This is a genomic window from Amycolatopsis sp. NPDC003731, from assembly GCF_053586895.1.
Genome location: NZ_JBSFNC010000097.1, coordinates 25441 through 36870, shown reverse-complemented (window position 1 = coordinate 36870; position 11430 = coordinate 25441). Strand labels below are relative to the sequence as shown.

The following is an 11430-nucleotide window of genomic DNA, read 5'->3' as shown; positions in this document are numbered from 1 at the left end:
GGCGACGTCGACCCCGGCCGCCCGCAATGCGGCGACATCGGCGTCGACGTCGGTGGTCTGCAGCTGGAAGTGCCGCGGACCCGGCTCGACCCCGGTGACCTGCTGGTCGGTCAGCACCACGCCGGTCATCGCCCCCTTGGGCGCGACCAGCACGAACCGGCCGCCTTCGGGCGTGCGGCGGTCGACGAGGGCTTCGAAGCCGAGCTTGCCGACGTAGAAGTCCCGCGCGCGGGCGTGGTCGGCGACCGGCAGGGTCAGGAACTGCACGTGGGTGATCGTCATGCCGGCGACAATACGTAGGAGATATCCTACGCGTCAAGCGGGTGGCCGAACCACCGTTCCAGGGCTGTGCGCAGCGCCTTGCGTTCGGTGTCGTCCGGCTCCGCCGCGCTGCTCGCCCAGGCGACGTACCCGTCGGGCCGGACGAGCAGCGCGGTCGCGTCGCCCTCCGCGTGGCCGGGCACGAGGTCGACGCGGTCGGTCCAGCCTCGCAGCTCGTCGCCGAGCGAGCCGGTGAAGTCGAGCAGCAGCGGCCGGGCCGTCGTGGTCAGCTCGGCCAGCCGGGTGCCGTCGGCGAGGACGAGATCGGGGGCCCAGCGGCCGTCGAGCGGGTGGTCGGTGCCCGGCTCGTACCGGACGTCGGCGCCGGACATCAGGTCGGCGATGTGCTGCACGGTGCCCGGCAGCCGCAGGAGTTCGCCGAACAGCTCGCGCAGCGCGGTGACGTCGCGACCGGGGCTGATCAGCGCCGACTGGGCCTGGGTGTGCATGACGACGCGCTCGGCGACCGGGCGGCGTTCGCTCTCGTAGGTGTCGAGCAGGCCCGCCGGCGCCCAGCCGCGCACGGTGGCGGCGAGCTTCCAGCCGAGGCCGACGGCGTCCTGCAGGCCGAGGTTGAGGCCGGGGCCGCCGATCGCGGAGTGGACGTGCGCGGCGTCGCCGACCAGCAGGACGCGCCCTTCGCGGAACTTCTCGGCCAGCCGCGTGTTGCGCCCGCGCAGCCGCCGCAGCAGGTGCGGGCCGTCGCCCTCGGGCGCGCCGAGCGGCAGCTCGACCCCGAGGACGCGCCGGACGCTCGCGCGCAGCTCGTCGAGGGACATCGGCGGCTCGTCGCCGGACTCCGGTTCGTCGGTCCATTCCATGGTGCTGATCAGCGGGCCGGCCGGGAACGGCGCGTACACGAACAGGCCGGTTTCGGTGCGGTAGTGGAAGAACGGCGGGATGAGGCCGTGGCCCGGCACCCGCAGGCCGCCCGACTCCGCGTCGGCGAACTCCGCGGGCACCGTGGCGTTCGCGGTGAAGGACAACGTGCGGTCTTCGGTGACGCCGGGAAAGCCGATGCCGGTGAGCTTGCGGGTGACGCTGCGGCCGCCGTCCGCGCCGACGACGTACCGGGCGCCGATGCGGTACGCCCCTTCGGGACCGGTGACGTCGAGGGTGACCACGTCGGCGTCCTGGGTGAGGCCGGTGAGCTCGTGGCCGCGCCGGACCTCGACGCCGAGTTCGGCGGCGCGTGCGTTGAGCATCGCCTCGACCTGCCGCTGTGGCACGCCGAGGATGGTGAAGGAATTGCGTTCGGCGAGGGTGAGGTCGAGGCGCAGCCCGCCGAAGACGAACGCCGGCGCGGGCGGCGCGATCGGGCCGGCGAGCCGCTCGTGCAGGCCGCGGCGGTCGAGGAGGCGGACGACCTGGCCGACGAGGCCGTTGGCGCGGTTCTCGGTGCTCGGTTCGGGCAGCCGTTCCAGCACCAGCGGCCGGACGCCGGCGAGGGCGAGTTCGCAGGCCAGCATGAGGCCGTTGGGGCCGGCTCCGGCGATGACGACGTCTTCCATGGTTCGCTCCCCTTTGGTGGGCATGGCGAAGCGGCCCGGCGTGCGGGCGCTTCTTCGGGTCTTCGGATGAGGTGGCTCAGCGGGGTTCGGGCAGGCCGGCGGCGAGCCGGCCGAAGACGTCCCGCAGGACGTCTTCCAGGGCCGGTCGCGGATCGGCGACCAGCCACTGCTGGGTGACGACGTTGAGCGCGGCACCGACGACCCCCGCGACGAGCCGCGGGTAGACGTCCCGGGTGACGTCGGTGCCGGTGCGTTCGGCGACGGCGAGCGCGAACTCGGCTTCGGCGGCCGCACCGGCTTTCTGGAACTCCCCCTGCAGGGCGGGTTCGGCGACCATCAGCCGCAGCCCTTCGACCCAGCTCCGGTCGGCGGGTTTTCCGTCGGGCACCGGTTCGCCGAGCGCGAACCCGTCGAGCGCGGCGCCGGTAAGGGCGTCCCAGATCGGTTCCCCGGCCGGCCGGGCCCGCAGCGCGGCGGCGATGGCGCGCGCCCGGTCGTGGTGCCGGGCGACGATGGCTTCGCCTTTGCTGCCGAAGTAGTTGCTGAAGGTCCGGGTGGACACCCCGGCTTCGGCGGCGATGTCTTCGATCCGGACGTTGTCGAAGCCGCGTTCGACGGTCAGCCGGATCGCCGCCCAGCTCAGCGCGATGCGCGTTTCCCGCTTCTTGCGCTCCCGAAGGCCGGCGCGGTCGGTGTCCATGAGCCCACCGTACCGAAACTTGCATAATCTGCAAAGTTGCCTAATCGGCAAGCTTCCGGCCGGGCTGGAGGAGCCGGCGCACGGCGTCGCGCAGCCACCGGTGGCCGCTGTCGGCGGCGTGGCGCGGATGCCACGCCATGCCGATCTTCAAGGGCGGCAGCGGCAGCGGGATCTCCAACAGGCGCAAGCCCAGTGCGTGGGCCATGTCGCCGAGTGGTGAGGGTGGTTCGCCCGGCACGGCGGCCGGGACCAGGCAGACGACATCGCCGGCAGCGGCCAGGGCCATCGCCGCCAGGTGCCCGGGCAGGACGGCGCCGACCCGGCGGGTGAGCCCGTGTTCGGCCAGGGCCGCGTCCAGCGGCCCGGTGAAGCGGCCTCGGCGGCTGACCGCCACGTGCTCCGCCGCCGCCAGCCGGGCCGGCGTCAGGACGCCTTCGGTGAGCGGGTGCCCGGCGCGGACGCCGGCCGCCATCCGCAGCGTCACCAGATCTTCGACCCGGGCCTCCGGGTCGGCGTGGCCGATGTTCCCGATCTCCAGGTCGATCCGGCCCTCGCGCAGGGCGGGGCCCGCCTCGAACTCCTCGGCCAGCACCCGCAGGGAGACGCCCGGCGCCTGGCGGCGGGCCAGGCCGAGCAGGCCGGGCGCCACCGCCGCGCCGACGACGTCGGCGGCCTGGACGGTGAACGTGCGCCGCAGCGTGGCGGGATCGATCCCGCCGCCCGGGGTGAGCAGGGCCGCCAGCCGCCGGACCACCGCGGCGGCTTCGTCCCGCAGCTCCTCGGCGCGGGGCGTGGGCACCATCGCCTGCCCGGCCCGCACCAGCAGCGGATCCTGCAGCACCCGGCGCAGCCGGGCCAGGGTGCGGCTCATCGCCGCAGGCGAAGTGCGCAGCCGCTCGGCGGCCCGGGTGACGCTCTGCTCGGCCAGCAGGGCATCGAGGGCGACGGCGAGGTTGGCGTCGAGGTTCGGTAGCGGGTCGCTCACCAGCATTGTTCCGTTTCGGGCAAGGATTGGTTGCTGATGTTCCCATTGTGGCAATGCGGTCGGGATCCGCACGATCGAGGGGTCAATCCGATCCGACACAACCGCGAGGTTCCATGATCGTCATCACCGCTCCCACCGGCCAGATCGGCGGGCGCCTGCTGTCTTCGCTGCTCGAAGCCGGCGAGGAGCTCCGGGTCGTGGTCCGTGATCCGGCCCGGCTCCCGGAGTCCGTGCGGGAACGCGTCGACGTGGTCACCGGCTCCCACGGCGACGCCGCGACCGCCGAGCGCGCCTTCGCCGGGGCCGACGCCGTGTTCTGGCTGGTGCCACCGGACGGCTCGGTCCCGCCCGAGCAGGGCTACCGCGGCTTCACCCGCCCGGCCGCGCGGGCGTTCGCCGAACACGGTGTCGGTCACGTCGTCGGCGTCTCGGCGCTCGGCCGCGGCACCCCGCAGGCCGCCCGGGCCGGGCTGGTCACCGCGACCCTGGCCGTGGACGACCTGATCGCCGCCTCCGGCGTCGCCTACCGCGCGCTGGCCTGCCCGTCGTTCTTCGAGAACCTCCTGGAGGAGGCCGGCTCGATCCGGGACCACGGCGTCTTCACCGACACCGTCGCCGCGGACCGCCCGGCCCCGCTGGTGGCCGTCGCCGACATCGCCGCGGCGGCGGCCGGGCTGCTGCTGGACCGCTCGTGGACCGGCGTCGGCAGCGTCCCGGTGCTCGGCCCGCGGGACCTGTCGCCGGACGACCTGGCCCGCATCATGACCGAGGAGCTGGGCCGCCCGGTCCGCTACCACCGCGAGTCACTCGAGGAGTTGCGGGCCACGATGCTCGGCTACGGCCTCGATGCCGCGTTCGTCGAGGCCATGGTCGCCATGAAACGCGCCAAGGACGAAGGCCTCGACGCCGGAGTCACCCGCTCGACGCCGTCGGGTACCGAATTCGCGCACTGGTGCGCCACGACCCTCAAGCCCGCCGTTCTCGCCGCCCCGGAGGCCGCCGATGCCCGCTGAGCCGACCGTCACCGCGTTCATGCTGGTCAAGACCACGCCCGAGTGGCTGGCCTTGCCCGTCGACGAACGCATCCACGCCTTCAAGACCCAGATCGTTCCGGTGATCGAAGCACGGACCCACGGCGTCCGGTCCCGCTTCTACGACACGGAGTTCTACTCCGCGCGGGTCACCGACGTCTGGGTCTGGGAGGCCGACGACCACGACACCTACCGGCTGCTGATCGACGCGCTGCGGGAAACCCCGTTCTGGGACCGCTGGTTCGAGGTCGTGGACTTGCTGGTGGGCTTCGAGAACGGCTACGCGCGCACCTACGGCGTGGAGCCGGTGGCCACCATCGCCACCTGAGTCCCGCGGCACCTCCGGTGCCCGGTCACCGACTGGACGAGAAACCGGTCATCGATCGCCGAAATCGTCGTCGGGCGTCACACTGTTGTGTGACATCGGTCACCGGAGGTGTTGCGAGATGGTTCTGGGCGACAACGGCGTCACTCACAAGGTGCCGGCGGACAGCAGAGTGCAGGTACGGCGGGCGGCGCTGGCGAGCGCGGTCGGCACGACCATCGAGTGGTACGACTTCTTCCTCTACAACACCGCGGCGGCCTTGGTCTTCCCGCACTTGTTCTTCCCCGCTTCGAGCGCCTACGCCGGCGCCATGCAGTCGTTCGCCACCTACGCGGTCGGGTTCGCGGCCCGGCCGGTCGGGGCCGCGATCTTCGGGCACTGGGGCGACCGGATCGGGCGGAAGGCGACGCTGATCGTCACGCTGCTGCTGATGGGCATCTCCTCCGGCGTCGTCGGGATCCTGCCCGGCACGTCGGCGATCGGCTTCGCCGCGCCGCTGATCCTGGTGCTGCTGCGGCTGGTGCAGGGCATCGCCATCGGCGGTGAGTGGAGCGGCTCGGTGCTGCTCGCGATGGAGTGGGGCAACCAGCGCAAACGCGGGCTGCTGGGCAGTTTCGCGCAGATCGGCGTGCCGGTCGGGCTGGTGCTGGGCACCGGCGGGATGACGCTGCTGTCGGCGACGCTCTCCCCCGCCGCCTTCGACTCCTGGGGCTGGCGGATCCCGTTCCTGCTCAGCCTGGTGCTCGTCGCGGTCGGGCTGGTGATCCGGCTGAAGATCCTCGAGACGCCGATGTTCGCCAAGCTCGTCGAGAACCGGCAGACCGCGCGCACGCCGGTGCTCGACGCGATCCGGCACCACTGGCGGGAGATCCTGCTCTCGGCCGGCGTCCGGTTCAGCGAGCAGATGCCGTTCTACCTGTTCACCAGCTACGTGCTGATCTACGTCGTGTCGCGGCACGACTTCAGCAAGACGTTCGTGCTCAACGCGGTCCTCGTCGGGGCGGCGTGCGAGCTGGCGCTGATCCCGCTGTTCTCGGCGTTGTCGGACACCTTCGGCCGCAAGCGGGTCTACCTGTGCGGGGCGGTCCTGACCGGACTGATCGCCTTCCCGTACTTCACGATCCTGGCGCACGGCAGCCACGCGCTGGTGTTCGTCGCGGTCGTCGTGTCGTTCATCCCGCACGCGCTGCAGTACGGCCCGCAGGCGGCGTTGATCGGCGAGAGTTTCCCGACGCACCTGCGCTACGGCGGCGCGGGGCTGGGGTACCAGCTGGCGTCGGTGTTCGCGGGCGGACCGGCGCCGCTGCTGGCGACGTGGCTGCTGCACACGACCGGGACGCCGTACGCGATCTCCGGCTACATCATCCTGTCGGCGGCGGTCACGGTGCTGTGCGTGATCTTCCTGAAGGACCGTTCCAAGGCGGACATCGACGACGTCACCGTCTACCAGCGGACCTGACCGGACGACACGCGTACCCGGACGGACGACACGCGTACCCGGACGGACGACACGCGTACCTGGACGGACGACACACGTGTTGAGGGCCTCCCGCCGGGTGTGGTGGGAGGCCCTCAACGGTGGTGGGTCAGCGGCGGGGGCCGCCGAAGGGGGGCTGCTGCGGGAACGGGCCCGAGCCCGGGTTCTGCTGCTGCGGGCCGCCGAACTGGCCCGGCGGCGGGGCCTGCGGCGGCTGGCCCTGGTACTGGCCGCCCGGCGGCGGTCCGGCCGGGGACTGCGGCTGCGGCAGGGCCGGCTGGCCGCTCTTCGGCGTCGACGGCTGCTGCGGCGGGGGCACGGCCTCGGTGCCGCGGTCTTCGTCGGCTTCCGGTTCGGCCTGCTGCTGGGCCGGGCGCGGGATCGACGGCCGCGCGGGCGGCGAGGAGGGCGCCCCGATCGCCGGGACCTCCTTGCGGGCCACGGCTTCCGCGGCCGCGACGGCCTCGGCGACCTTCGGGTCGCTCTTGGTCTCGAACCAGCTGGAGACCTCGTCGTCCTCGAGGTCGGGCTTGTCCGGGACGTCGTCCTCCTTCGGCGGCTCGTACCGGAACACGCCGTCGTCGCCCGGGGCACCGAGCGCGCGGGCGAAGCCTTCGAGGGCCTTGCCGTAGTCGCTGGGGATCATCCAGACCTTGTTCGCGTCGCCCTGCGCCATCTGCGGCAGCGTCTGCAGGTACTGGTAGGCCAGCACCTCCGGGGTCGGGCGGCCGGCCTTGATCGCGGCGAACACCTTCTCGATCGCCTTCGCCTGACCCTGCGCCTGCAGGTAGCGCGCGGCCCGCTCACCCTGGGCCCGCAGGATGCGGGACTGCCGCTCGGCCTCGGCGGCGAGGATGGTGGCCTGGCGGGCACCTTCGGCGGCGAGGATCTGGCTCTGCTTCTGGCCTTCCGCGGTCTTGATCGCCGATTCGCGCTGACCTTCGGCGGTGAGGATCATGGCGCGCTTCTCACGGTCGGCGCGCATCTGCTTCTCCATCGAGTCCTGGATGGAGGGCGGCGGGTCGATCGCCTTCAGCTCGACGCGGGCGACGCGGATGCCCCAGCGGCCGGTGGCCTCGTCGAGCACGCCGCGCAGCTGGCTGTTGATCGAGTCGCGGGAGGTCAGGGTCTGCTCGAGGCTCATGCCACCGACCACGTTGCGCAGCGTGGTGGTGGTCAGCTGCTCGACACCGACGATGTAGTTGGAGATCTCGTACACCGCGGCACGCGAGTCGGTGACCTGGAAGTACACGACCGTGTCGATCGACACCGTCAGGTTGTCCTCGGTGATCACCGGCTGCGGCGGGAACGAGACGACCTGCTCGCGCAGGTCGATCCGGGCGCGCACCTTGTCCAGGAACGGCACGAGGATGTTGAGGCCGGGCGAGGCGACCGTGCGGAACCGGCCGAGCCGCTCGATCACGGCCGACTGTGCCTGCGGCACCACCATGACCGCCTTGGCGATCGTGATGATCACCAGCAAGGCCAAGGCTATGACCAGGCCGATCACAAATCCGGTCAAGAGAATTTCCCCTTACCTAGTACCATTCTTGCGCGGTTGACGGCGTTCCGGGTGCGGCGGGCGGGCTGACCTCGAGGTGCAGTTCCCGGGTGGTGACGCCCCAGCGGCCGGTGGTGTCGTGCAGGACCGTCCACACTGTACGGTGCAGGTCCCCGGGTGCGGCGACGGCGCGCTCGGCGGTGGTCAGGCCGGCTTCCTGCCGCAGCGCGGTGCGGGTCAGCTGCTCGATCGCCAGGGCCGGGGCGGCGATTTCGTAGGTGGCCAGGCGCGGATCGGTCACCGCGAAGACGACCTCGAAGCGGATGAGGACCTCCCGTCCGTCGCCGGCTTCGACCGGGCGGGGCGGGGCCGAAAGAATCTGGTCACCCAGGTCGAACCGGGCGCGGACCCGGTCGGCGAACGGGAGCACGACGTGGCGGCCGGGGCCGAGGACGGCGCGGAACTGCCCGCCGCGTTCGAGCACCGCGGCGTGGCCTTCGCCGACGACGACGAGTCCGAGGCTCACGGCTCGGCCGACACGACGGCGGTGGCACCCGAGATCTCGACCACCGTGACCTGGGTTCCGGGCGCGATGGGCGGCAGGTGCTCGCCGAGGCTGCGGGCCGACCAGACGTCGCCGCCCAGCTTCACCTGCCCGGCTTCGGCGTCCACTGTGGACACGACGACGGCACGGGCGCCGATCAGCGCGTCGATGCCGGTGTGATGGGTCGGCCCGGAGAGGAAACGCCGCTTGAGCGCGGGCCGGACGAGCAGGAGCATGCCGACGGAGGCGACGGCGAACACGGCGACGTCGATGACCAGGTTCCCGGTGAGGACCTCGGCACCGGCGCCGAACAGCGCGGCGACGCCCAGCATGATCAGCACGAAGTCGCCGGAGACGACCTCGGCGATCACCAGGGCGATCCCGACGATCAACCAGACCAGTGCCCAAGTCATGGCTTCATGCTCTCAGATCGCGCCGGTTCGCACCGGCGCGGTGACGGGACGTGACCTTCGCGTAACCTTGGACAATTCGGACATTCAGCCCTCTTCCCCCGGTTCGGTGACGAAGTCGATGAGCCGTTCCACGGCCCCGATGAGCGGGGTCTCGAGGTCGCGGAAACTGCTCACTCCGCTCAGGACACGCTGCCAGCCTTCGAAAGGTTGCCCCCAGCCGAGCGCGTCGCAGATCCCCTGCTTCCACTCGGTCCCTCGCGGGATCTTCGGCCAGGCCTTGATCCCCACCGCCTCGGGCCGCACGGCCTCCCAGACGTCGATGTAGGGGTGACCGGTGACCAGCACGTTCTCGTCGCGGACGGCTTCGACGAGCCGGGATTCCTTGCTGCCGGGCACGAGGTGGTCGACCAGGACACCGAGGCGGCGGCCGGGGCCGGTGCCGAACTCGGCGATCCGGTCGGCGAGCACGTCCACGCCGTCGAGCGGCTCGACGACGACACCCTCGACACGCAGGTCGTGGCCCCAGACGCGTTCGACGAGCTCGGCGTCGTGCTTGCCCTCGACCCAGATCCGCGAGTCGCGGGCGACCCGGGCCTTCAGTCCCTCGACGCGGACCGAACCGGAGGCCGAGACCTGCCGGGCCGGGGCCTTCGCGGGCGCCCGGTACGGCACCAGCGTGACCGGCTTGCCTTCCAGGAGGAACCCGGCGGGCGCGAGGGGGAAGACGCGGTGACGGCCTTTGGCGTCCTCGAGCACGACGAGCTCGCGCTCGATCTTCACCACCGCGCCGCAGTAGCCGCTGGCCGGGTCCTCGACGACCAGGCCGGGTTCGGCGGGGACCTCCGGCACCTTCTTGCGGCGCGGGCCGGCGAGCACGTCGTCATAGCGTTGGGAGCGCACGACCAGGCAACCTAGTGGCCGCGGACGCTCAGCCGGGGCATGCCACGCCGGTCAGCGGGCCAGTTCCAGGACCGCGTCGGTGAACGGCGTCCGTTCGCCGCGGCGCAGGGGCGCGAGCGCGATCAGCGGGGCCATCGCGACGCACCAGGCGCGGACGCGCTCGGCGTCGAAGTCCCGCACGTGCGGGGCGAGGGCGGCGATGCCGTCGTCGATCGTGCCGCCGGCCGCCATCGGGACGTAGACGAAGTCGATCGCGTCGAGGGCCGGGTCGCCGAGGGCGGGGCGCGGGTCGATGGCCACGGCGCCGCGGCCGGGTCCGGCGTCGAGGACGTTGGCCGGGTGCAGGTCGCCGTGGATGAGGGTGACCGGCCCGCTGGTGGCCAGCTCCAGCGCACGCGCACGGCCCGTGGCCAGCACGTCGGCGCTCATCCGCGCGGCGGCCGGGGAGTCGCGGCGGCGGCGTTCGGAGAGGCCGAAGATGAACTCGATGCCGTCGGCGAGCCGCCGGACCTCGCCCCGTGGTTCGGCGGAATGCAGCTGGTCGAGCAGCTCGCCGAGTTCGGCCCACGGGACGGCGCGCCCGGTCAGCTCGGTGCCCGGCACCAGGCCTTCGAGGAGGATGGCGTTGGCGTCGAGGTCGGCGTCGAGCACCTGGACGACCCGGGAGCACCCGGCCCAGGCGCTCAGCCCGGTGAACTCGAGCCGGGCGACTTCGGGATCCGGGGTCAGCTTGAGGACCCGCAGGTCACCGTCGGGGCCGGTGCACAACAGCGTGCGGCCGGTGTTGCCGGGCCGGGCCTCGAAGACCGTCAGCTGCCACTTCGCGGTCAGACGGGCCACCAGGTCCGGGAGACCGTCGCACCACGGCTCGGCCAGTTCCGCGCCGAAGCGGTCGACCAGCCGCGCGCGGGCGGCCTCGTCGACTAGAACAGCGGCCACGGGATGGCTCGCCAGTCGTCACCCGGTTCGGGGAAGATGCCCTCGGCGAGCAGGACGTCGGTGCGCGTGGCCAGCGCGCGGATCTCGAACTTGGTGATGTGCTCGGCGAGGGTCTTGCCGAGACCGCCGTCGAGCTCCGACCGCAGCTTGCGCAGCTTCTCGACGGTGTCCGGCGGCAGCGGCTCGCCGATCCAGCCCCACAGGACGGTGCGCAGCTTGGGGTCGGTGTGCAGGCAGATGCCGTGGTCGACGCCGTAGACGCGGCCGTCGACGCCGGGCAGGAGGTGCCCGCCCTTGCGGTCGGTGTTGTTGGCGACGATGTCGAGCACGGCCAGGTCGCGCAGCCCGGGGTGGTTCGCGTGGGCCAGCACCGCGGGTTCGCCGAACCGGTCGTGGGCGTTGAGCACCGGGCGCCAGCCGTCGGGGACGTCGTCGGGCGGCAGGACTTCCACCAGGTCGTCCTCGGTGGTTTCCACCCAGAGCTGGACCATGCCGGGGCCGAACGGCCCGTCGCGCAGCACCGTCGGCGGGATCGCGCCGATGCCGGTCGTGTCGGCGATGATCGCGGTGGCGACCTCGCGTCCGGCGAGGGTGCCGTCGGGGAAGTCCCACAGCGGCCGCTCCCCCGACACCGGCTTGTAGACGACCCGGCCGGTGACGCCGTCGAGCTCGATGGCGCAGAAGAGCGTGACGTTGGAGGCGTCGACCAGCCGGCCTTCGACGTCGATGCGGCCGTGGGTGACGAGTTCGCGGGAGGCGGGGTCGGCCGGGGCGGGCGTCATG

Annotated in this window: 13 protein-coding genes; 3 read left to right on the top strand and 10 right to left on the bottom strand. The window is 72.4% G+C overall.

What is annotated here, in order from left to right:
* The 4 genes from ACWDN5_RS31800 to ACWDN5_RS31785 all read right to left on the bottom strand — a co-directional run.
* Positions 1-282 (bottom strand): VOC family protein (locus ACWDN5_RS31800; RefSeq protein ID WP_449678871.1); only part of this gene is annotated, 282 nt, incomplete at its 3' end.
* 26 nt (positions 283-308) lie between these two features.
* A complete protein-coding gene (locus tag ACWDN5_RS31795; RefSeq protein WP_449678870.1) occupies positions 309-1832 on the bottom strand; it encodes an FAD-dependent monooxygenase in 1524 nt (507 codons plus the stop codon).
* Positions 1833-1908: 76 nt separating this feature from the next.
* Positions 1909-2532 carry an acyl-CoA-like ligand-binding transcription factor gene (locus tag ACWDN5_RS31790; protein WP_310972696.1) on the bottom strand — a complete coding sequence of 208 codons (624 nt, stop codon included), beginning with the start codon at positions 2530-2532 and terminating at the stop codon, positions 1909-1911.
* Between the two features lie 40 nt (positions 2533-2572).
* Positions 2573-3517 (bottom strand): LysR family transcriptional regulator, encoded by a 945-nt coding sequence (locus ACWDN5_RS31785; protein WP_449678869.1) that lies wholly within the window; start codon positions 3515-3517, stop codon positions 2573-2575.
* A gap of 113 nt (positions 3518-3630) precedes the next feature.
* On the opposite strand from ACWDN5_RS31785, the gene ACWDN5_RS31780 reads away from it, so the two are divergent.
* The 3 genes from ACWDN5_RS31780 (at position 3631) to ACWDN5_RS31770 (ending at position 6332) form a co-directional block, all read left to right on the top strand.
* Positions 3631-4530 (top strand): NAD(P)H-binding protein, encoded by a 900-nt coding sequence (locus ACWDN5_RS31780; RefSeq protein WP_449678868.1) that lies wholly within the window; start codon positions 3631-3633, stop codon positions 4528-4530.
* Positions 4520-4876 carry a darcynin family protein gene (locus ACWDN5_RS31775; RefSeq protein ID WP_449678867.1) on the top strand — a complete coding sequence of 119 codons (357 nt, stop codon included), beginning with the start codon at positions 4520-4522 and terminating at the stop codon, positions 4874-4876. The genes ACWDN5_RS31780 and ACWDN5_RS31775 overlap by 11 nt, the downstream gene beginning before the upstream one ends.
* Positions 4877-4994: 118 nt before the next feature.
* On the top strand, positions 4995-6332 hold the full coding sequence (locus tag ACWDN5_RS31770; RefSeq protein ID WP_449678866.1) for an MFS transporter: 1338 nt from the start codon (positions 4995-4997) through the stop codon (positions 6330-6332).
* Between the two features lie 127 nt (positions 6333-6459).
* Here ACWDN5_RS31770 and ACWDN5_RS31765 read toward each other — a convergent pair whose 3' ends face one another.
* The 6 genes from ACWDN5_RS31765 to ACWDN5_RS31740 form a co-directional block, all read right to left on the bottom strand.
* Positions 6460-7800 carry an SPFH domain-containing protein gene (locus ACWDN5_RS31765; RefSeq protein ID WP_396136950.1) on the bottom strand — a complete coding sequence of 447 codons (1341 nt, stop codon included), beginning with the start codon at positions 7798-7800 and terminating at the stop codon, positions 6460-6462.
* An 88-nt stretch (positions 7801-7888) separates the two neighbouring features.
* A complete protein-coding gene (locus ACWDN5_RS31760) occupies positions 7889-8377 on the bottom strand; it encodes an SPFH domain-containing protein (RefSeq protein ID WP_449678865.1) in 489 nt (162 codons plus the stop codon).
* Positions 8374-8808, bottom strand: a complete 435-nt coding sequence (locus ACWDN5_RS31755; RefSeq protein WP_310972703.1) for an NfeD family protein — start codon at positions 8806-8808, stop codon at positions 8374-8376. The genes ACWDN5_RS31760 and ACWDN5_RS31755 overlap by 4 nt, the downstream gene beginning before the upstream one ends.
* Before the next feature lie 84 nt (positions 8809-8892).
* On the bottom strand, positions 8893-9708 hold the full coding sequence (locus tag ACWDN5_RS31750; protein ID WP_449678864.1) for a DUF3097 domain-containing protein: 816 nt from the start codon (positions 9706-9708) through the stop codon (positions 8893-8895).
* Positions 9709-9759: 51 nt separating this feature from the next.
* Complete coding sequence (locus tag ACWDN5_RS31745; RefSeq protein WP_449678863.1) at positions 9760-10647, bottom strand: aminoglycoside phosphotransferase family protein; 888 nt, start codon at positions 10645-10647, stop codon at positions 9760-9762.
* The gene (locus ACWDN5_RS31740; protein ID WP_449678862.1) at positions 10632-11429 is read right to left on the bottom strand and encodes an SCO1664 family protein; all 798 of its coding nucleotides are present in this window, start codon (positions 11427-11429) and stop codon (positions 10632-10634) included. The genes ACWDN5_RS31745 and ACWDN5_RS31740 overlap by 16 nt, the downstream gene beginning before the upstream one ends.
* Position 11430 lies beyond the last annotated feature (1 nt).

Excerpts from the sequence above, each read along its gene's own strand:
- ACWDN5_RS31795 (WP_449678870.1), bottom strand. The coding sequence starts at position 1,832 with ATGGAAGACGTCGTCATCGCCGGAGCCGGCCCCAACGGCCTCATGCTG.
- ACWDN5_RS31790 (WP_310972696.1), bottom strand. The coding sequence starts at position 2,532 with ATGGACACCGACCGCGCCGGCCTTCGGGAGCGCAAGAAGCGGGAAACG.
- ACWDN5_RS31780 (WP_449678868.1), top strand. The coding sequence starts at position 3,631 with ATGATCGTCATCACCGCTCCCACCGGCCAGATCGGCGGGCGCCTGCTG.
- ACWDN5_RS31775 (WP_449678867.1), top strand. The coding sequence starts at position 4,520 with ATGCCCGCTGAGCCGACCGTCACCGCGTTCATGCTGGTCAAGACCACG.
- ACWDN5_RS31770 (WP_449678866.1), top strand. The coding sequence starts at position 4,995 with ATGGTTCTGGGCGACAACGGCGTCACTCACAAGGTGCCGGCGGACAGC.
- ACWDN5_RS31765 (WP_396136950.1), bottom strand. The coding sequence starts at position 7,800 with ATGGTGGTGCCGCAGGCACAGTCGGCCGTGATCGAGCGGCTCGGCCGG.
- ACWDN5_RS31755 (WP_310972703.1), bottom strand. The coding sequence starts at position 8,808 with ATGACTTGGGCACTGGTCTGGTTGATCGTCGGGATCGCCCTGGTGATC.
- ACWDN5_RS31740 (WP_449678862.1), bottom strand. The coding sequence starts at position 11,429 with ATGACGCCCGCCCCGGCCGACCCCGCCTCCCGCGAACTCGTCACCCAC.